This window comes from Psychrobacter sp. ANT_H3 (assembly GCF_027919975.1).
GTDB lineage: Bacteria > Pseudomonadota > Gammaproteobacteria > Pseudomonadales > Moraxellaceae > Psychrobacter > Psychrobacter maritimus.
Map to the genome: position 1 here is coordinate 13,193 of NZ_JAQISM010000014.1, position 20,513 is coordinate 33,705.

Here is a 20,513-nt window from a genome sequence, read left to right on the forward strand (position 1 = left end):
TGAAACATTAAGGTTTTAATTATGAAACGCGCCAATCAATTACAGCCATTATCCCGCCAACATCATCTTGGACTTAACCTGTCGCGCCATGCGAAAGAATGCGCTGATGAACCCGAAGAGATTGCCAAACACTGGCACAATCTCACCTCCTATATTAACGATATGCAATATCATTTCCAAATTGAAGATAACTTAATCGCTCATGCCTTAGAGCCATATCGTACCAATCATCCTGATGTTGCCTCGGTACTCGACACCCTTGACGGACAACATAAGCAATTATATAAAATAATAAATGAAGTTGAAGCGTCACAAAAATCTGGGAATAAAGACATCACAGTCGCGCAGGTTAAGGCGCTTGGCACTTTATTATACGACCATATCCGATTTGAAGAGCGAGCGTTATATCCTGCGGTAGAAAAATATCTGACAGAAGCAGAGTTAAATGCTGTATATAAAGCCAGTCCAGATAGCATTAAGCGCCCTGATGAGGATCGCTAATCCATTTATATGAGAGTTAATCCAAGACCAGTTAAATAAAATATTGATTAAACAAAAAGCCCGCAAAGAAACGAGCCATATTTTGGTATTCGTTTCATTTGCGAGCTTTTTTAGCGGCTTGATAGGTTGTACGGACTTATGGTTAAAGCAGTATTTTTAAGACACTAACCTTTAAGCACTAGACTCTAAGGCATTAATTTAAAAAAGTGCTGACGATAGTGTTTTAGCTCACGAATAGAGTCGCGAATATCGTCTAACGCTAAATGACTGCCGCCTTTTTCAAAATTTCTTAAAATATCAGGACGCCAGCGGAAGCAAAGCTCTTTAATTGATGACACATCAAGGTTGCGATAATGGAAAAAGCGCTCAAGCTCGGGCATTTGGCGCGCCATAAAGCGGCGATCTTGGCAGATTGAGTTGCCGCACATAGGCGATTTACCACTATCAACCCATTTGTTTAAAAACTTAATGGTTTCCGCTTCGGCTTCTGCCAATGTCACCGTACTACGACGCACACGGTCGACCAAGCCTGACTGACCGTGCTGCTTAGTATTCCAGTCATCCATTTTATTTAATACTTGATCTGATACTTTAATGGCAAACACCGGCCCTTCAGCAAGGACGTTTAAATCCTCATCTGTCACCACGGTCGCAATCTCGATGATTTCATCGTTTACGGTATCAAGCCCGGTCATTTCTAGGTCAATCCATACCAGCCCTTTTTTACCTTGGTTTTTGATTTTAATTTTATTGGGATGGTCGTCGGTACTCATAAAATATCCTATGGTCAATAAATTTTGGAACAACTTGCGAGCAATGTTAACCAAATAAATCATCTATAAATGGTCATGCTCAAATAATATATGTTTGCGCTTGCTCAATGATAATGTCTAAAAAAACTAAAACATTACAAAACCACTATCGGCTAGCGGCGCTTTAGGCTGTATGTTAGCAAATTTTCACGCTACACTTAGCAATATTTTTTTAATAGGTTCAAAACCCATGGCATTAATTCGGCAACGCAAACTGACTAAACAGCAGATTCGTCGCATCGACAAACAGCAGCTGGACAGTCAAGATAGCATCGATGACAGTTTGATGGATGGCGTGGTCATGGCGCATTATGGTAAGCAGTTAGAAGTACAGGTGACCAGCTTACCAGCAGTAATTCCCGTGCAGCCGGAGATTGCGCCCGATGATCCTGAGCCGTTTTGGCAGGAGCTGGCGTTAGGCGATATCTGGCGCTGTCATGTACGTACCAACTTACCGATGCTAGCCGCTGGCGACCAAGTGCGCTGGAGTGCTGATCCTAATACTGGCTTTGGACGTATCGAGTCGGTCAAACCACGTACTTCTCTGGTCTCACGTCCTGATCGCTACCATAAGCTCAAGCCAGTCGCCGCCAATGTCGATATTTTGGCGATTGTGTTTGCGCCGTTGCCCGCTGCTGCGCCGACTCTCATTGACCGCTATTTGGTCGTTTGTCATCATGCTGGTGTCAAGCCGCTCTTGGTGCTCAATAAAGCCGACCTGCTGGCGCAAGAAAACGGCGTCGATACCAATGAGCTACTGGCACAGTATGCGGCACTTGGTTATGAAAGCGTCCTTACTTCGGTCGCTTGTCCTGAAAATATTGCTGATAGCGATGAGCAAGAAGGGCTAGATGAGTTAAAGCGCTATATCGATAAAAAGCTGGTTATTTTTGCCGGTCAGTCTGGTGTCGGTAAAAGCAGTTTAATTAATGCCCTACTACCTGAATCGGCACAGAGCGTAAATATTATCTCTGAGAACTCGAAACTCGGTCAGCATACCACCACGACCAGTCGCTTATTGCCATTTAACCCAGACGACTTAACCCAAGGTGGCATTGTCGATACCCCCGGTATTCGCGAGTACGGCATTTGGCATTTAACCCCTGATGATATCATTTCAGGTTTCGTTGAGCTTGCACCGCTGGCAGGTGATTGCCAATTCCGCGATTGTCGCCATACTCATAACAGCAAAGGCTGCGCGTTATGGCAAGCGGTTGCTGATGGCGTGATATTGCAGCGCCGTGTTGAAAACCTTGTCACCTTAAGAGAAGAGGCAGATACTAAACCTTATTAATCAGAGCCTTATTAACGCATGCTTTATTAATCAGTGCTTTATTAGCCCTTATCTTATTAATCACTGCCATAGTAAACGTTGCTCATCACACGTTTACTATGGCTAGTCTAATCGGTATAATAGCGCCTTGTTCATATCTTTAGGCTGTCTTCTCAGCTTAACCGAACACTTATTTTTTTGGAGGTATGGTTTGGATCGTGCGCTGGAATTTGTGGGCAACCACCCGTTTTTATTTGGTATATTAGCCGTACTTGCCGTGCTATTTTTTGCTATTGAAAACAAACGTAGTGGCAGAAAAATATCGCCCAATACATTGGGTATGATGGTTAACTCGCAAAATGCGCAGCTGATCGATATTCGCGCCAAAAAGAAATTTGAAACCGGCTATATCCAAGGCAGCCGCAACATACCATTCACTGAGCTTAAAGACCGCATTGAGGAAATTCGTGCGATTGAGCAACCAGTGATTATCATTTGTGATATGGGCGTGCAAGCAGGCGCGGCGATTCAGATGATTGGTAAAGACAGTGTCTATCGCCTAGAAGGTGGTATCGGCGGCTGGCAAGGCGCTGGCATGCCGTTGGTTGGTGTAAAAGATGCTAAGCCAAAGAATAAAGGCAAAGCCAAGCCAAGTTTGCATAAGTAAGACAGTAGATTCAGCGTTGGTTTATGCAGGGCTAAGTAAGTATAAGCACAATGTAGCTTTGGAAATATACAGCGCTAATCTAAAAGACACCTTTTAAAGAGGTGTCTTTTTTTATGTGGCAGTTATGCTACCGTCAGCGCTTTTCAGCCAATAATGCTTGAATTTAGCAGTGCCATCCCCACTTTATACTGAGCAGCATCGAATAGATTTGCAATTTACATATTGGTAACGGATTATGCTAATTTCTACGCTATGATTTTTTATATCACTATTTATCATATTACTTATAATAAAACTGTTGCCGCATAAATTTATAAACAAGGATTAACCATGACTGTATCTGTGAAAGTTTACACCACCCCTATCTGCCCATACTGCTCAAACGCCAAGCAATTGCTAAAAACCAAAGGCGTTGATTATGAAGAGATTGGCATGCATGATATAAGCCGTGAAGAGCGCCAAGCATTGATGCAAAAAACCAATAACTATCGCACGGTGCCACAGATCTTTATTGGCGATACCTTTGTCGGTGGTTTTGATGAGCTTAACCAAATGAACCAACAAGGCAAACTTGACGAGCTATTGGCGAGTTAATTTGCTATCTTGTTTTGCGGTCTGTTTTTATCGAGGTAAAAATAGACGGTAGCAAGGGTAAAGCAACTTGTTAAAAACCATGTTGCTGAAAAACATCGAGATAAAATCTCAAAACTCTATCTCGATTTATATTACAATGATATTTTATGACAATGACCATTTGCCCATTATTTGATTAACTTTTAGAGGAATTACCATGGCTGAAGAACAAGCACAACCACAATTGGCACTAGAACGCATTTATGTAAAAGACATGTCACTTGAAGTCCCAGGCGCGGGCGTATTCACCAAAGAGTGGAACCCTGAGCTTGATATCAATCTATCTAGCAATGCGGAAAAATTGGATGACGACCATTACCAAGTGGTATTGACGGTCAGTGTAAACGCTAAAAACGCTGAAGAAGCGGCATTTATCGCCGAAGTTCATCAAGCGGGTATCTTTTTATTAAAAGATATTCCAGAAGACCAAATCGGTCAAATCCTAGGCGCTTACTGCCCGAACGTGTTGTTCCCGTACGCTCGTGAAGTCATCAGCGACATCGTCACACGCGGTAGCTTCCCGCAGTTATTGCTTGCGCCAGTGAACTTTGACCAAGCGTACGCGCAAAGCCAACAGCAAGCACAAGTTGATGCGCAAGGTAATGCGTAACACTTAGCATAATAAAGCGTTAGCTAAGCTACATTAAACTAATAGTAGCGAAAAGCCGTTTACCTCTCTAAGTAAGCGGCTTTTTTTATGGACATTTTTTAGCGTTTATTTTAACCATTAAAAAAACCCTGCTGCTTGTGATTACAAGTAGCAGGGTTTTGAATATGACTGTTAATCAACAAGTCCTATCAACAATTCTAAAAAAGCATTAGCCTTTTAGCGCAGATAAAATTTGCTGTTTAACATCATCAATGCCTTGAGTGCCATCAAATTTGTCATATTTAGGAGCGTCGCCGCCTTCTTTGGCTTTATCTTGATAGAAACCAACCAAGGTTGACGTCTGCTCATGATAAGTCGCTAGACGGTCACGAATGGTCGATTCTTTGTCGTCTTCACGCTGAATCAACGGCTCGCCCGTCACATCGTCAATACCATCGACCTTAGGTGGATTGTGGTCGATATGATAAACGCGACCAGAACCTGCATGCTGACGACGACCTGATAAACGCTTAACGATTTCATCATCAGGCACGCTGATTTCAATCACATGGTCAATCGTTACGTTGGCATCTGCAAGCGCTTGGGCTTGTGGAATGGTACGCGGGAAACCATCTAAAATGCAGCCGTTGACACAGTCAGGCTTAGCGATGCGTTCTTGCACGAGGTTAATGATAAGATCATCAGAAACCAAACCACCAGCGTTCATTACGTCTTTGGCTTGTTTGCCAAGCTCGCTGCCTTCTTTGATTGCGGCACGTAGCATATCGCCCGTTGAGATTTGCGGGATATCATATTCTTTAGAAATGAACTGGGCTTGGGTGCCTTTACCGGCGCCTGGTGGACCTAGCAAAATAATACGCATCATTATACGACTCTCCTTAAAAGATAGGATTTTGGGACTAATAAAACTTAGGGATTGGTGGGTTGCAGAGCTTACCTTACCTTGTGGCCTTCAAAAGCTCAAGTATTTTTAGTCTTGATGCGGCAAGTTACGATGACTTATCTGTTCATAGGATAAGATTGCGCGCCATCAGAAGCCCGATAGCGCGCAATTATTAACCACTTATATCTTGATATTTAGTCATTAAGGAATCTGCTGATTAATAGCCACATTGACCTGATTTTGGTCGGCGCTAATCACCACAGGATTACCAGACAAGTCGCCTGACTCGGCAGTGGCAGTGCCGCTATGGCTGATACGAGCAATGACGGCAAGCTGAACTTTATCGCTGCGAGCAGAAGCCAGCGTACGCTCTGGCATCATCGCATCTAAGTCGCTTAGGCTAATATTTGCCTCACCCTGCTTAATCACGCTAATCGGTAAACGCTTGGCGGCAAATGGCGGCCCACCTTTAACATCACGGATAGCAACAAACAGCACATCATCCGCTTTGACCAATGGCAACAGACTGTCACTAATAGAGACAGTCACGTCAATGCCTTCAGAAGCTTGCTGTTGCTGCGTGCTTACATTCGCACTCAACTCATCAAGACTTGCCAGCGCTTGGCTATGGTCGCCCGGTTTGGCGGCAATACTGGCGCGTAAACGCTTAATCCAGCCTTGTGCTTGCTCAAAGTTATTACCGCGTGCCTCACCCATTGCCATTAGCATTTGAGCGCCTTCATGCTGCGGGTTTTTCGCCAGTACGTCTTGTAAGACGCGGCGACTATTGGCATCGAGCTGGCCTTTATTGGCAAAAAAGCTGATTTGCGCATAAGTCGTGGCAATTTCTTCGTTGTCTGGTGACAAACGATAAGCGCGCGACAAGGCTTCAAGTGCTGAATCGGTGGCTTCTAATGATAAGAATAGTTCAGACAGACGCATCCAGCGATCAGGGTCATCAGCATGACGATAAACGTTGGTCTGCATGGCACTAATCAGTTGCGTACCATCTTCAATCGCCCAAGCGGGCGGCTGATCAATTTTACCGGTCAATAAGTCATCTGCTACTTGCGCGACTTTATCTTCCGCTGCCCACAATTCAAACACCGGCGTGCGGTCGCTGATTAAAAAGTACGCTAGTCCCGCTAATGCTGGCACCCATACCATGATAATCAAACGGCTTTTGATACCGGGCGCCACCATCGGCGTCACAGTACGCTGCGCATCCAATAACTGACGCTCAAGCTCCAGCTTTTGATTTTGGTAATGCACCTCATCGATGGTTCCGCCGTCTTTATCCGTTTGCAGCTCTGCTAGGCGCTCACGGAATACCGCAATATTGATATCTAGCAGCTGATTGTCAACCGGCTTGTCTCGTAAGCGTGATGCTCGTAACCATGGCATGATAACGATGACCGCCAGTAATAGCGCAATCAGTAAGCTTAGGGCAATAAATAAGCCAAAAGTAGAAAATAGGGTCATTTTTTGTCCTCTGTACTGGTGATGTCATGCTCGTTATTGTCATTGCTATGTTTATTGCTACGCGATAACAGACGATCAAGTTCCGCTTTTTCTGCCGCTGATAACGCCGCAACGCTATCTACGGTGACGCCGCTTTGACCACGGGCAACGCGCTGGCTGCGTTTGCTTTGCCAAAACCAGCCAATCACCAACACAATCAATAGTAATGGCGGAAAAAACCATAGTATCCATGTCGACGGACGCACGGGCGGCTTATAAGTAATAAAATCGCCATAACGCTCTTGCATATAAGCACGTATCTCGGTATCACTACGACCTTCTTTAATCAAATCATAGGTTTTTTGCTTTAAATCTTGCGCAATCGGCGCATCAGAACCCGCTAGATTTTGGTTTTGACATTTTGGACAACGCAGCTCTTCGATAAGACCGCGATACTGCGCTTCTTGTTGTACGGAGTCGAAGTCATAAACCTCAATCGCTGCATGCGCACTAAAACTAATGCCAAAACTGAGCAGACAAGCAAGCAGTAAGCCTGCTAGCTTTATCGTGAGGTTTTTCATTTGCATAACTGTTAGGTGCATTGCTTGTACATGTCTAGCTTTTAAGTAGAGAGCCGTCATTTGCACATCTCCTTAACCTGAGTAGCGTCTGGGCTAACATTGTTCTTATCAGCTTCGTTGAGCAGCATCAAGCAAGGCGTGATACGACTTTGCCAATTGCTCTCATTAATCTCACCAACGATATGCTGACGAATAATACCTTCACCATCAACCACAAAGGTTTCAGGCGCGCCAGTCAGGCCCAAATCTAGCGCAAACTGACCGGATAAATCCTGAATAGACATCGAAAAAGGATCGCCGCCGCGGTTTAGATATCCTAGGGCATTGCCGATATCATCTTTATAGTTCACCCCAACCAGATTGACACCGCGTTCTTCTAATTGCATCAAAAAAGGATGCTCAATAATACAAGTTGGGCACCAAGAGCCCCAAATGTTCATTAAAAACGGCTGATCCGGCAGATTGTCGTTGGTCATGATACGACTGGTATCTGACAATAATGGCAGCTCGAACGTCGGCACCGGACGCTCAAGCGCAGTGTTGGTGACGATATCCGTTGGCTGACCCAAGCGCATATATAGCATCACCACAAAGCCAGCAAAGACAATCAGCGGAATCAAAAACCATATTTTCATTTGGCTTTTTTTCATGGTTTTAGTAGGTTTATTATTAGCAGCCGCTTTGTTGTTAGCAGCACCTTTATTGTCAGGCGTTTTTTGGGAAGAATTATCTGATGGACTCATCTTATTTCTCCCCTATTTCAGCTTCAGTGATAAAGCCGGCTTTATTTGCCGCAATTTGAGCGGATGTTTTAGTTTTTTTAATACGATAGCGGCTATCGAGCATACTTAATAAACCACCCAATGCCATGATAATCGCGCCAAGCCATATCCAGCGAATGAGTGGCTTAACATAAATACGTACCGCCCACTTATTGCTGTCTTCAGCGATAGGCTCGCCGAGTGCCACATAGACATCACGCATGAGGCTGGCATCAATCGCCGCCTCGGTCATTGGCATCATACTAATCACATAGGTACGTTTTTCAGGATATAAGGTCGTCACTTTTTGACCGTCTTTAGTCACCTCGACCTGCGCTTGCATACCATCAAAGTTGCTGCCTCTGACCTCATGGAAGTCTTTGACTTCAAAATCATAGCCTTGCACATGCACGGTATCATTTTCGCCCAGTGCCACATCACGCTCGATACTCAAGGTACTGGTAAAGGCAACACCGATGACGGCTATGATTACCCCAATATGCGCGGTCTGTTGACCCCAATAGCTCAAACGTAATTGACCTAGACCCTTAAAGAAACTCGGGGCATTTTTGGTTTTGTCTTTAAAATCGACGACCATCCAAAATAAGACCCAAAAGCTCACCGCTAGCGTCACGCCAATATTAAGCATATCGGACGGGCTGACAAAATAAGCAATAATCGCCGCCAATACCAGACTGCTGACCGCAATGACCATGCCTGCGCCCAATAGCGGACGACTGTCTTTCTTCCAGCGAATATTAGAACCCATGCCCATCGCTATTAGCAGCAACCAAGTTAATGGCACAAATAGCGCATTAAAATATGGAGGGCCTACAGAAACCTGACCTAAATTAAAAGAGTCAGCGATAATAGGATAAAGCGTCCCAAGTAATACCACTAAGGTTGCAATGAGGATAATAACGTTATTAATCACTAAAAATGATTCACGCGATACCAGCTGATACTGACTTTCAACCGTCAAACGCCAACCGCGAATGGCAAACATCAGCAGTCCACCACCAACGATAATGCCCAAAATCACTAAAATGACTAGGCCACGCGTTGGGTCAGCAGCAAACGAATGCACCGAGGTAATGACCCCAGAGCGTACAAGGAAAGTACCCAAGAGACTTAAGGCAAAAGCAAAGATGGCCAGCATAATGGTCCACGCTTTAAACACACCGCGCTTCTCAGTCACGGCCAACGAATGCAGCAAGGCTAAACCGGCAAGCCAAGGCATCAGTGAAGCGTTTTCTACCGGATCCCAGAACCACCAACCGCCCCAGCCAAGCTCGTAATAGGCCCACCAAGAGCCAAGTGCGATACCAATTGTCAAAAAGCCCCAAGCAGCCAGCGCCCATGGACGCGACCAACGGGTCCAGACCGCATCCAAGCGCCCTTCCCATAATGCCGCCATACAAAAGGCAAACGGCACAACCATACCCACATAGCCCATATACAGCATCGGTGGATGGATAATCAAACCGAAATCTTGGAGCACAGGATTTAAATCCGCGCCATCGACCGGTAAGTTTGGCAAGGTGCGATCAAACGGTGATGAGGTGAAGATTAGCATCGCCAGCATCATCATCTGTACGCCCGCCAATATCACCAGTACGCGTGCGCGCATTGACAATGGCAAACCACGGCTAAAGTACGACACCAAGGCACACCAAGTGGCCATGATGGTCATCCAAAGCAATAGCGAGCCTTCATGCCCGCCCCACGTCGCGGACAATTTATAATACCAAGGCAACAAGGTATTAGAATGCTGAGTGACGTAGACCAAGCTAAAGTCATTAAAATAAAAGCCTGCCATCAATGCACCAAACGAGACAATCATGGCCGCAAACTGCGCCCATGCTAAGCTTGGTGCAAGACGCTGCCAAGCAACATGGTTATTCATGACGCCAATAGTTGGTAGTACCACCTGCAAAATCGCCAAGACGAAAGCGGCCAGCAAGGCAAAATAACCCAATTCTGTGATTAACATACGGTCTAACCTTGTTTACCTTAATACGGTCATTGTTTATTTTAGGGATTAGTGTTGCGGGATATTCGAAAGTATCCCGTATTCGTTACTGTAGGTGTTTTCGGTTGCTATTATTATACGCTTATCGCCATCAGCCGTTGCAGCTTCAGGCGCTTACAGCATGGTACATTAGCGTCAACTTGTCACGTTTCTGTATCCACTCTGTATGCGATGTGTGTAAAGAACATAAAAAACCATCTATCACTGCATGGCAGGGAAAAACACCAAGACCAGATGCAGCCAACCTGCCAAGAAGCCTGTCAAGCCGCCCAATACAATCAGCGTCATCTCATCTTCACGAAAAGCAGGACGCAATAGGTTTTGAAACTCATCGGGTGATAACGCGCGAATACGGTCGCGAAACAGGCCAAAAATTTTACTGGCTCGGCTTTCATTGAGCTCAGGGTCACGCAGTGGCACCATGGTAGCGACGATTGATTTGTCGATAATGGTATTTTTTAATTGTCCAAACTCACGGCGACCCAGTCCTACTCTTAATGTGGTACTGATAACTGGCGATTCTAACACCTTATACAGGTGAGATTTCATCAGCTCACGCGTTTCTATGGCGCGGTCACCATACATCATCTCATTCATGATGTTCTCAAGTGTCACCAAATCTTTGACCACAATCTCAGCAAAAACCTCAGAGACTTCCTCTTGGCGCTTCATAAAGCCACCTTGAAAGCGGTATTGAGCGATATGCGGTAACTGCGGCTTAAGAAATGGAAAGCGACTTTGCAGGGCAAAAAACTTCACATAAGGTATAAAATGCGGCTCAACAGGGTTAAAGACCATCCAAATCGCAATCCAGTTGGTCAGAAACCCCCAAATAGCGGCAAAAAACGGTACGGTCCAATGCTGCGGCACCACCAAAAATATAAACATTTGGATAATACCGAATATCAAGCCAATTAAGGCACTGATATGCCAAATAAAATCGATCTCTTTTTGCCCGACTTTGAGGAACATATTGACCATCAAGCGACGGTCGCTTTCCATTTTATTGACAATCATCTTACGCATATCGACCAAATCTTCGACATGATAGGTCAAATCTGTCACCAAGGATTGCATAATATTTGGCAATTCTTGGTGCGCTTGGGCATAGACGCGGCGCTTTAATGCATAAGGAAGATTGCCCCACAGCGCTGGCGAATGATCAAGCATAATCTCATCAATCAAGACTTCAAGGTTTTCATCGACCGCATTGGTGATAAATACCGCCATCTGCGCAGGCTCCATCGCCTGAAAAAACTCATCGAGCGAACCGAGCTTTGAGAGCGTCTGATCAACGATAACACCCGATATCTTGCCAGCCTTTCGCGGTACAATACCTTGCCAACCTAAGCCCGGTAAGCCAAAAAACGGGAAGTTTGGAATCCGAATACCCCAAAACTTAACCGGATAAAATAGCATCTTGAGTGCCATCCACACATGTATCCAAGTGACAAAAGCTGTCACCGGTGGAATGGTCAGCATAGCAAAAAACTCGGGATGTTCCGCTATCGTCTGCCACAATGAATTTGCATCCATGACTCTAATTATCCTTGAGGTAATGATTGTCGTTGTTAACCAAATATCCTGAGCAGATTAAGAACGCTTAACAAAAAGCCGCTCTATCCCCAATAACCACATAGCTAAGAAATAACGCGCTAACTGGCTGAAATAAATCGCCTGATTTTAGCATACTTGCTATTCATTAGCACATATCGACCCTCGGCAAGTTGTGACTAGCGATGACACGTTTTGCCCGCTACTCTCAACTCTAAAACCTTTACTATCATCTAGCAGCATGAACCATCAGCATATCAACCGTTGTAGTGTCTAATTCGATGAAAAGAGAACCCAGATAGCCACACTAAAAACGGCGACAACAGCCATGCTAACAACAAAGATAATTATTATAATGACGACCCTATAAAATAAATAACGGCGTACTGCGCCAATGCATTTGTTCTGTTATAATTTATGGTTGCCTTGCGTGAATGGTTAGCCGCTATACTCAAGCAAATCAATCGAGATTTATTGATAAAATATGATGCTATGTTATTGAAAGAGTGTGGCTTATCCTTTATGCTCACCTCGCTTTAAATGCATCAATCTAGCGCCCTCTATTTCTCACTAACTGTTATTGATTTATTCATTATCAACTTATCAATTCATAAACGACCGATTCACTGACCGTCCGGGTACTGACTTTATATGAACAAACCGCTCACTCCCGATACCGAACAGGTTAATCGCATATTTACCAGCCGCGTTATTATCCTTGGGCTGTGCATGTTTTTGGGTTTGACGGCTTTGATTGCGCGCTATGGTTATCTGCAAGTCTATGCCCACGATAAGTACACCACCCAAGCCGATAACAATCGCATTAAGCTGATTTCTGCGCCGCCCAGTCGCGGTTATATTTACGATCGAAACGGCGTTATCCTTGCGGACAATCAGCCAGTATTTACTGCTATGCTGAGCCCTGATGAAGTCGAAGACCCAGAACGCACGCTAAATTTGCTCGCGCCTATCTTTGATTTAACAGATGAAAATATCACCGATATCTTGGCTCGCTTAAGCAAAACCAAAAATGACCCTGTGACCATCAAGATTGATTTAACTGAAGCACAATTGGCACAGTTTAGTGAGCGAAAACCCTTTTTTCGTGGCGTCAGTATTCAAAGCAAGCTCACGCGCTCTTACCCTTATGACGAGCTGTTTGCCCATGTGATTGGTTACGTCGGACGGATTAACGATAAAGAGTCCAAGCAAATCAATAAAGATCGCTATGCCGGCACCGACCTTATCGGCAAGATTGGTATTGAAGATTTTTATGAAGATATTTTACTTGGACAGCCGGGTTATCAGTCCGTAGAAACCGATGCGCACGGCAATGTCATACGCCAGCTCGATACCAAGGCGCCAATCGCTGGTAATGATATCACTCTAAGTTTAGATTATGGCTTACAGACCATTGCTCAGCAGCAGCTTGATGGTCGCCGCGGCGCCATCGTCGCCATCGACCCAAAAAACGGCGATGTGTTGGCGTTCGTCAGTAATCCAAGCTATGACCCCAATCCCTTTATCTCCGGTATCTCTTTTAGAGATTATGGTGACCTGCGAGAAGACCTTGATCAGCCGCTCTATAATCGCGCGCTACAAGGCACCTATCCGCCCGGCTCAACGATTAAGCCCTTTGAAGGTTTAGGCGGTATTCATTACGGCTTACGTGATTGGGAAACCACCATTTATGACCCCGGCTATTTTAGTCTGCCCGGTGATTCACACCGTTTTCGTGACTGGAAAAAAGGCGGACACGGTACGGTGAATTTAAAGAAATCTATCGTGATGTCGGTTTTTTTTTTCAAGCAGAAGACGGCATACGAGATGGGCATTCAGCGCTTGCACGACTGGATGGTACGCTTTGGTTTTGGCGAACAAACGGGTATTGACCTACCCAATGAAAAATCAGGAATTATGCCCTCGCCAAAATGGAAAAAAGATACTTATGACAAGGGCTGGCTACCGGGTGAAACCATCTCTGTTAGCATCGGACAAGGGTATTTCTTAGCCACGCCGCTACAGATTGCCAATGCTACTGCCATGACCGCCAATAAGGGCTATCATATCACCCCGCATTTATTAAAAAGCAGCGATGGGGCGGCGGCGGTCGACGTGATTACCAAGCCTGATGGCAAAATCGAATATAACGGTAAACCTTCCGACTGGTTACGTATGCACGATGCGATGGAAGACACCATCAAAGCAGGTACAGGGCGTGGTATTTATACGCCGCGCTATCGCATTGCTGGTAAAACCGGAACGGCACAGGTGAAATCGATTGCCCAAGGTAAAAGCTATAATAAAGCCGCCCTTGATAAACGCCATTGGGATCACGCTTGGTTTAATGGCTTTGCCCCTGTTGAAGCACCAGAAATCGCCCTTGCGGTATTGGTCGAAAACGGCGGCGGCGGTAGTGCTGTTGCTGCTCCTATCGGTCGTGCCTTATTTGATTACTGGATGTTACAGCGTAAAACCGACCCTATTTTGCCGCCTACTGCCGATCAATTAAAAGTCATTAAACGGCAAAAAGCGTTTGAAAAAGCCATGCGTGATGCGGTACGTGATAAAGAACAGGCGCTCGCAGAGCAAGCAGAAGCGCAAGGTGCGGAAACAACTACGACCGCTGCTACCTCTGAGTGATGATAGCGTGAGTCAATAAAACGGTTGATAAGATAGTTAATAACAGGGTTAATAAGAAAGCGCTATGAAAAAAACATCCAGTACGCGACAGCCTAAAAAAACACATAAAGCAAAAACAAAAAACAGTGCTGCTGGTGATGTGCGGATTATCGGTGGTCAGTTTAAGCGCCGTAGCGTGAGCTTTATCGATGCCGAAGGCTTGCGTCCGACCCCAGACCGCCTGCGTGAGACCTTATTTAATTGGTTGATTGCCGATATTCATGACGCCCAAGTGCTTGATAGCTGCGCTGGCAGCGGTGTTTTAGGCTTCGAAGCATTATCACGTGGCGCGGCGCATACCACCTTTATCGAAATAAATCCGGCACAAAGCAACATGCTGTGCCAAAGCGCCGAACAATTACGCCTCGATACCACTAACTATCAAATTATCCAAGGCACAGCTGAGCAAGTACTGACCCAAAACCAAACCCTTCCTCATCATTTTGATATCGTCTTTATCGACCCGCCTTATGCCCAAGACTTATGGCAGCCAATTTTAACGGCATTGATAAAACAGTCCTTAATCACCACAGAAACGCTGATTTACTTAGAAGCGGATAAAGATTTAACGCTGCAATTGAATCAATTGATAGCCAGTGTTAACGAGAACTCTGCGCCTCAAGCAGAGACAACGCAAGGTATCATAGGTTTTGAGTGCCTAAAACAAACTAAAGTCGGACAAGTTGTCGCTGGACTTTATCGTCTATTGCCGTCATAATTGTCCGGTTAATAAAAACGATTAACAAATTTTACAAATGTTTAAAACCGCTAAAAAACTGGCCAACGCTGCAGTTTAATGTATATAAGGCGAAAATAAACCCCAATGCAGCTTGCAAGCGTAGGCGCTACTGCTTATAATGTGCAGTCTGTTTTTTGAGAGCCCCGTTCCCAGCTAAACTCTCAACGAATTCTAATTTTAAGGTTTTATCATGAAAACACTTAGTGCAAAACCAGCTGAAGTGACCCATGACTGGTATGTCGTAGATGCTGACGGCAAAACCCTTGGTCGCCTAGCTACTCAAATCGCTACACGCTTACGTGGCAAACATAAAACTTGTTATACGCCTCACGTAGATACTGGTGATTTTATCGTTGTTATCAACGCAGAGAAAATCGCGGTAACGGGTAAAAAAGCACAAGATAAAAAGTACTATCGTCACAGTGGTTACCCAGGCGGTATTAAAGAAACCAACTTCACCAAGCTGATTGCACATAAGCCTGAAGATGTTCTACACAAAGCGGTTAAGGGTATGCTTCCAAAAGGTCCTCTTGGCTACGCGATGATCAAAAAGCTGAAACTATATGCGGGTACCGAACATCCACATGAAGCTCAGCAACCTAAAGAACTAGACATCTAAGGATATACTTATGGAACGCAATTACGGAACTGGTCGTCGCAAAACTTCTACCGCTCGTGTCTTTTTAGCTAAAGGTACTGGTGCTATCGTTGTTAACGGCAAACCACTTGATGAGTATTTCAGCCGCGAAACGTCGCGTATGGTTGTTCGTCAGCCTTTAGAATTACTTGACACCCCTACTGCTTATGACCTTTACATCACTGTAAAAGGTGGCGGTATTAGTGGTCAAGCTGGCGCAATCCGTCACGGCATCACGCGTGCATTGATTGAGCTTGATGAGTCTAACAAACCTGCTCTAAAAGCAGCTGGTTTTGTTACTCGTGACTCACGTCAAGTTGAACGTAAGAAATTGGGTCTACGTAAAGCACGTAAACGTCCACAATTCTCGAAACGTTAATCAAAGCTATCTCTTTTCTTTTTACTGCTGCCGTCTTTATCTCAGAGTCGCCATAGCAGTATTAAGCAAAAGAATAGATTTGCAAAACCTTATAAGCTGGTCACAGCTTATAAGGTTTTTTTATGGCTGGTTTTTAGCGATTATTTTTAACCATGCTTTTTTAACGACAGTTTTTAGCGAGGATTTTTGAATGATGGTTTTTACCTGTGCCAGTTTTTGTGCATAAATCACCTTGCAAAGCCGCGCTCACTGCCTCATCATAATCATAACTTTTATTACCTTGTCCTCATTATGAAAGCCCCTGAACAATACGACCCTAGTAAGCCCGCAAAAACCGATATGCCAACACCGACGGCCGGTGAGCATAACAATAAACATAGCAAAATGGCTAAGTCACCTGCTATCCCTATCGGCACGCCAACGATTACGCAAACGCATAAGCAAACGGCGCAAGTGGATAAGAAACCCTTTCAATGGCAGTTTTTATTGCCCAAATATTGGGGTATTTGGCTAGTCTTGGCGATCTTTCTACCGATGATATATCTGCCATTACGTTGGCAGTTTTGGCTAGGTCGTAAGCTGGGTATTTTAATCTACAAAGTAGCAAGCTCACGCAGACGTGATACCTTGATTAACTTAAAATTGGCTTTTCCAGAAAAGCCCGAAGCTGAGCGCGAGCTGATGGCAAAGCAAGTTTTTGTCAATCAAGGTATTGGGGTGTTTGAAACACTATGCGCTTGGTTTCGTCCCAACATTTTCACCCGTACGGTTTCTATCTCAGGCTTACAGCATTTAGTTAATGCCCAAAACCAAGGTCGTCCTGTGATTTTGCTTGGGGCACATTATACGATGCTCGATCTTGGCGGTATGCTATGTACGCAGTTTTTCCCTTTGGATGGCATGTATCGTCCGCAGAATAACGCTTTGCTCGATTGGTTTATCTATAATGGCCGCACCAATATATTAAGTAAGCAAATAGCCAGTAGGGATATGCGTAGCTTTGTTGAGTCGATTAAAGCAGGCCACGTGATTTGGTACTCACCTGATCAAGATTATGGGTTAAAACAAGGCGTTATGGCACCATTTTTTGGTGTGCCAGCAGCGACTATTACCGCCTCACGGCGTATGGCCAAACTAGGCGACAAACAGCATCCGCCTGCACTTATGGCACTGCATACCTATCGGCAAACGCCAGATAGCCTACCAAAAGGCAAGCGTCCGCATTATCATTTAACCATTACGCCAGAGCTTGATAATTATCCAAGTGATGACGAGATTGCCGATGCAACGCGCGTTAATGAAGTGCTAGAAGGATTGATTCGTATCGATCCGACCCAGTGGATGTGGTTCCATCGCCGCTTTAAAAACGGCCCTGATGGTCGTACTGATATCTATCGGTAGCCTTTTTTGGCAATAACATCGCGACGAAATTTGCTATACTTTGTAGCTGATATTTTTATTCTGCATATCATTTATATTATTAACTTAGTTATATTATTAACTTAGTTATATTATTAACTTAGTTATATTATTAACTTAGTTATATTATTAACTTAGTTATATTAATAACTCATTTACATCAATAACTCACTGATATCAATAATAACGTGAGAAACAAAACAATGGATTTTTCATGAGCACTCAAACTGACGCAGTTACAGACGCAGCTAAAATAGAAAGTAAACGTATCCTAACCGGCATCAAACCGACTGGTACTTTACATTTAGGCAATTACGTTGGCGCGATTCGTCCAGCGATTCAGTCGATCCAAAACAGTGATGATGAAGCTTTTTTCTTTTTAGCAGATTACCATGGCATTATCGGCTGTTATGACCCTACTATTATTCATGAATCGACCAAGGCCATTGCAGCGACTTGGATTGCCTGTGGTCTTGACCCTGAACGTGTGACCTTTTACCGTCAATCAGATGTGCCCGAAATACCAGAGCTTGCCTGGATTTTAAACTGCTCATGCGCCAAAGGTTTGATGAATCGTGCGCATGCTTATAAAGCGGCAGTCGACATCAATATGCAAAAAGAAGATGTCGATCCTGACCAAGGTATCAATATGGGTCTATTTGGCTACCCTGTACTGATGGCAGCCGATATCCTGATGTTCAACGCCACGCATGTGCCTGTTGGTCGAGACCAGATTCAGCATGTCGAGATGGCACGTGATATTGCAGGCACCTTTAACCATCGCTATAAAGCTTTATTTACGCTCCCATCTGCGGTTGTAGATGACGATATCCCACTACTGACGGGTCTTGATGGACGCAAAATGAGCAAGAGCTATGGCAATACCATCCCATTATTTGGTGATTCTAATCCGCAAGTCAGCGCCGAAAAACAGATGCATAAAGCCATCATGAAAATTGTGACCAACTCGCAGTTACCGGCTGAGCCAAAAGACCCTGATGATTCAGCTATTTTCGAGATTTACAAAGCTTTTGCGACTCCTACCGAGATTGCAGATATGCGGGCGCAGTATGCCGCAGGTATTGGCTGGGGTGATGCCAAGCAAGCCCTGTTTGACAAAATCAATAGCGAGATTGCTCCATTCCGCGCACGTTATGAAGAGCTTATGGCCAATCCAAAAGAGCTGGAAGAAATCTTACAAATGGGCGCAGAAAAAGCGCGACGCCATAGTCGTAAGCAACTAGATAAGACTCGTCGTGCCATTGGTATCCGTCCACTTGCTAAGCTTAAGTAAGTCTTTGACTGCTTTAACTTATCGTAATCAAAGCGGATGCTAAGCGTGCAGACTGAGCTAACAAATCAACCAGCGGCTTTAAAAAAAGCCGCTTCTCTTGTAGGCGCGTATCAAAACTCTGAGCTTATAGATAGCAATGGCGAGCATGATGGCCAACACGACCATTTAGTTGTTAATGATATGGCGCTGCGTATTTATCAGACGCCAGTGCAGCATCTACCAGAAGATTTATATGTGCCGCCGCAAGCGTTTGCCATTTGGTTAGAGCAGTTTGCTGGGCCATTGGATTTTTTATTATATCTGGTCAAAAAAAACAACGTTGATCTGACCCAAATGCCGATATTGCCAATTACGGAGCAGTATTTGGCTTATATCAGTGAGCTGGATACCGAACATTTTGAATTGGCCGGTGACTATCTGCTGATGGCATCAACCTTGATTGCGATTAAAACCGAGCTGCTACTACCAAAGCCCGAAACGCCGAGCGATGAGCGTGATCCAAAAGCTGAGCTGATTGAGCGCCTTGAAGAATATGCGCAAATTAAAGTAGCCAGTCAGCGTTTGGACAATCTGGTGCGTCTTGAGCGCGATGTGTTTTTAGCGATGGTCAGTATGCCCAGTCAAGACGTTATGAATTCGGAATTACCCAGTTACTCGCCGAACCTTTTGATTGATAGCTTATTTAAAATGCAGCTACAGCCCGACTATCAGATGCATACCATCAAAGTTGATGCCGTACCCCTTTCCGACCGTATTGCCAGTATTAGTAGGCAGCTAAGCACGGATGGTGCGCATTCTTTTTATGAGTTACTAGATAAAACTCAAGGTAAGATAGGTGTGGTGGTTAGCTTTGTCGCAGTCTTAGAGCTCATGAAACGGCAGTTGGTTGGTGTTATAAACGCTGATTTAAAAGGTCACGATACTGCTGCTGACGATGAGTTTGCAGAAAACAGCCATATCGGGCAATTAACGTTACAGTGGCTGGCTTAATGGTCTTCTTTAATAGAGAATATATGCAATGACAGATACGCAGCAGCGACACTTAGAAGAGATGAGCAAGCATATCGAGGTGCTCCTGCACGCCTCTGAAGCGCCCCTTACTGCCAATGTGCTAAAAAAGCAGTTATCGTTAAATACTAACGAGCTTGCGCGAGCGTTGGAGATATTACAACAGCGTCTAGATTCTGGTGTACTGACCTTACATGAGACGGCCAGCGGTTATCGGCTACAAATCGCAGATAGCTATAGTCCGTTAATTCAGCGTGTATTCCCGCAGCGACAAGAACGCCTCAGCCAAGCCCTGCTTGAAACGTTGAGTGTTATTGCCTATAAGCAGCCAGTGACACGCGGTGACATCGAGCACGTGCGCGGTGTGACGCTATCGAGTAATATACTGCGCCAATTATTTGATAAAGGTTGGATTGAAGAGAAAGGTTACAAAGAAACCTTGGGCCGCCCTGCACTGCTACATACCACGCCGCAATTTTTAGATGCGTTTGGATTGACCAATTTAGATGAGCTGCCCGCATTGCCAGATATGGAAGCCATCAAAGCGCTGTCTTAGCATCAAAGCATTCTCCTATTCAGCATCAAAA

20 protein-coding genes are annotated in these 20,513 nt (G+C 44.8%); 13 read left to right on the top strand and 7 right to left on the bottom strand.

Annotated elements, in window-relative coordinates; translation table 11 throughout:
* Nucleotides 1-21 precede the first annotated feature (21 nt).
* A complete protein-coding gene (locus PG901_RS08040; RefSeq protein WP_271134144.1) occupies nucleotides 22-501 on the top strand; it encodes a hemerythrin domain-containing protein in 480 nt (159 codons plus the stop codon).
* Nucleotides 502-686: 185 nt separating this feature from the next.
* Here the strand turns inward: PG901_RS08040 and orn are convergent, their stop codons facing one another.
* Nucleotides 687-1,274 carry an oligoribonuclease gene (gene orn / locus PG901_RS08045; RefSeq protein ID WP_183620749.1) on the bottom strand — a complete coding sequence of 196 codons (588 nt, stop codon included), beginning with the start codon at nucleotides 1,272-1,274 and terminating at the stop codon, nucleotides 687-689.
* A 229-nt stretch (nucleotides 1,275-1,503) separates the two neighbouring features.
* On the opposite strand from orn, the gene rsgA reads away from it, so the two are divergent.
* From rsgA to secB, 4 genes are all read left to right on the top strand, one after another.
* Entirely contained in the window at nucleotides 1,504-2,607 is a 1,104-nt protein-coding gene (rsgA, locus tag PG901_RS08050; RefSeq protein WP_271134145.1) for a ribosome small subunit-dependent GTPase A, read from the top strand.
* Between the two features lie 190 nt (nucleotides 2,608-2,797).
* A complete protein-coding gene (locus tag PG901_RS08055) occupies nucleotides 2,798-3,253 on the top strand; it encodes a rhodanese-like domain-containing protein (protein WP_201565188.1) in 456 nt (151 codons plus the stop codon).
* Between the two features lie 330 nt (nucleotides 3,254-3,583).
* Nucleotides 3,584-3,847: a glutaredoxin 3 gene (gene grxC, locus PG901_RS08060; RefSeq protein ID WP_271134146.1), complete on the top strand. Its 264-nt coding sequence runs from the start codon at nucleotides 3,584-3,586 to the stop codon at nucleotides 3,845-3,847.
* A 196-nt stretch (nucleotides 3,848-4,043) separates the two neighbouring features.
* On the top strand, nucleotides 4,044-4,496 hold the full coding sequence (gene secB, locus PG901_RS08065) for a protein-export chaperone SecB (protein WP_149488954.1): 453 nt from the start codon (nucleotides 4,044-4,046) through the stop codon (nucleotides 4,494-4,496).
* 208 nt (nucleotides 4,497-4,704) lie between these two features.
* Here the strand turns inward: secB and adk are convergent, their stop codons facing one another.
* The 6 genes from adk to PG901_RS08095 form a co-directional block, all read right to left on the bottom strand.
* Entirely contained in the window at nucleotides 4,705-5,361 is a 657-nt protein-coding gene (gene adk / locus PG901_RS08070) for an adenylate kinase (RefSeq protein ID WP_201565190.1), read from the bottom strand.
* Between the two features lie 219 nt (nucleotides 5,362-5,580).
* On the bottom strand, nucleotides 5,581-6,861 hold the full coding sequence (gene ccmI, locus PG901_RS08075) for a c-type cytochrome biogenesis protein CcmI (RefSeq protein ID WP_201625096.1): 1,281 nt from the start codon (nucleotides 6,859-6,861) through the stop codon (nucleotides 5,581-5,583).
* Nucleotides 6,858-7,427, bottom strand: coding sequence for a cytochrome c-type biogenesis protein (locus PG901_RS08080; protein ID WP_442966870.1), 570 nt, complete (start codon nucleotides 7,425-7,427; stop codon nucleotides 6,858-6,860). Before PG901_RS08080 ends, ccmI begins: the two co-directional genes overlap by 4 nt.
* Before the next feature lie 50 nt (nucleotides 7,428-7,477).
* Complete coding sequence (locus PG901_RS08085; protein WP_271134147.1) at nucleotides 7,478-8,164, bottom strand: DsbE family thiol:disulfide interchange protein; 687 nt, start codon at nucleotides 8,162-8,164, stop codon at nucleotides 7,478-7,480.
* A 1-nt stretch (nucleotide 8,165) separates the two neighbouring features.
* Nucleotides 8,166-10,175 carry a heme lyase CcmF/NrfE family subunit gene (locus PG901_RS08090; RefSeq protein ID WP_201565193.1) on the bottom strand — a complete coding sequence of 670 codons (2,010 nt, stop codon included), beginning with the start codon at nucleotides 10,173-10,175 and terminating at the stop codon, nucleotides 8,166-8,168.
* A gap of 240 nt (nucleotides 10,176-10,415) precedes the next feature.
* Nucleotides 10,416-11,750: a hypothetical protein gene (locus tag PG901_RS08095; protein WP_271134148.1), complete on the bottom strand. Its 1,335-nt coding sequence runs from the start codon at nucleotides 11,748-11,750 to the stop codon at nucleotides 10,416-10,418.
* 669 nt (nucleotides 11,751-12,419) lie between these two features.
* Here PG901_RS08095 and mrdA point away from each other — a divergent pair.
* From mrdA to scpB, 8 genes are all read left to right on the top strand, one after another.
* Complete coding sequence (gene mrdA, locus PG901_RS08100; RefSeq protein WP_271134149.1) at nucleotides 12,420-14,411, top strand: penicillin-binding protein 2; 1,992 nt, start codon at nucleotides 12,420-12,422, stop codon at nucleotides 14,409-14,411.
* Nucleotides 14,412-14,475: 64 nt separating this feature from the next.
* Entirely contained in the window at nucleotides 14,476-15,168 is a 693-nt protein-coding gene (rsmD, locus tag PG901_RS08105; RefSeq protein WP_271134150.1) for a 16S rRNA (guanine(966)-N(2))-methyltransferase RsmD, read from the top strand.
* 211 nt (nucleotides 15,169-15,379) lie between these two features.
* Nucleotides 15,380-15,808, top strand: a complete 429-nt coding sequence (rplM, locus tag PG901_RS08110; protein ID WP_183620736.1) for a 50S ribosomal protein L13 — start codon at nucleotides 15,380-15,382, stop codon at nucleotides 15,806-15,808.
* Nucleotides 15,809-15,818: 10 nt separating this feature from the next.
* Nucleotides 15,819-16,205 carry a 30S ribosomal protein S9 gene (gene rpsI / locus PG901_RS08115; RefSeq protein WP_183620735.1) on the top strand — a complete coding sequence of 129 codons (387 nt, stop codon included), beginning with the start codon at nucleotides 15,819-15,821 and terminating at the stop codon, nucleotides 16,203-16,205.
* Nucleotides 16,206-16,496: 291 nt separating this feature from the next.
* On the top strand, nucleotides 16,497-17,606 hold the full coding sequence (locus PG901_RS08120; protein WP_271134151.1) for an LpxL/LpxP family acyltransferase: 1,110 nt from the start codon (nucleotides 16,497-16,499) through the stop codon (nucleotides 17,604-17,606).
* A 232-nt stretch (nucleotides 17,607-17,838) separates the two neighbouring features.
* Nucleotides 17,839-18,918: a tryptophan--tRNA ligase gene (locus PG901_RS08125; protein WP_271134152.1), complete on the top strand. Its 1,080-nt coding sequence runs from the start codon at nucleotides 17,839-17,841 to the stop codon at nucleotides 18,916-18,918.
* A gap of 180 nt (nucleotides 18,919-19,098) precedes the next feature.
* Nucleotides 19,099-19,908, top strand: coding sequence for a segregation and condensation protein A (locus tag PG901_RS08130; protein ID WP_271134156.1), 810 nt, complete (start codon nucleotides 19,099-19,101; stop codon nucleotides 19,906-19,908).
* Nucleotides 19,909-19,936: 28 nt separating this feature from the next.
* Nucleotides 19,937-20,482 carry an SMC-Scp complex subunit ScpB gene (gene scpB / locus PG901_RS08135; protein WP_271134153.1) on the top strand — a complete coding sequence of 182 codons (546 nt, stop codon included), beginning with the start codon at nucleotides 19,937-19,939 and terminating at the stop codon, nucleotides 20,480-20,482.
* The last annotated feature ends 31 nt before the right edge of the window (nucleotides 20,483-20,513 follow it).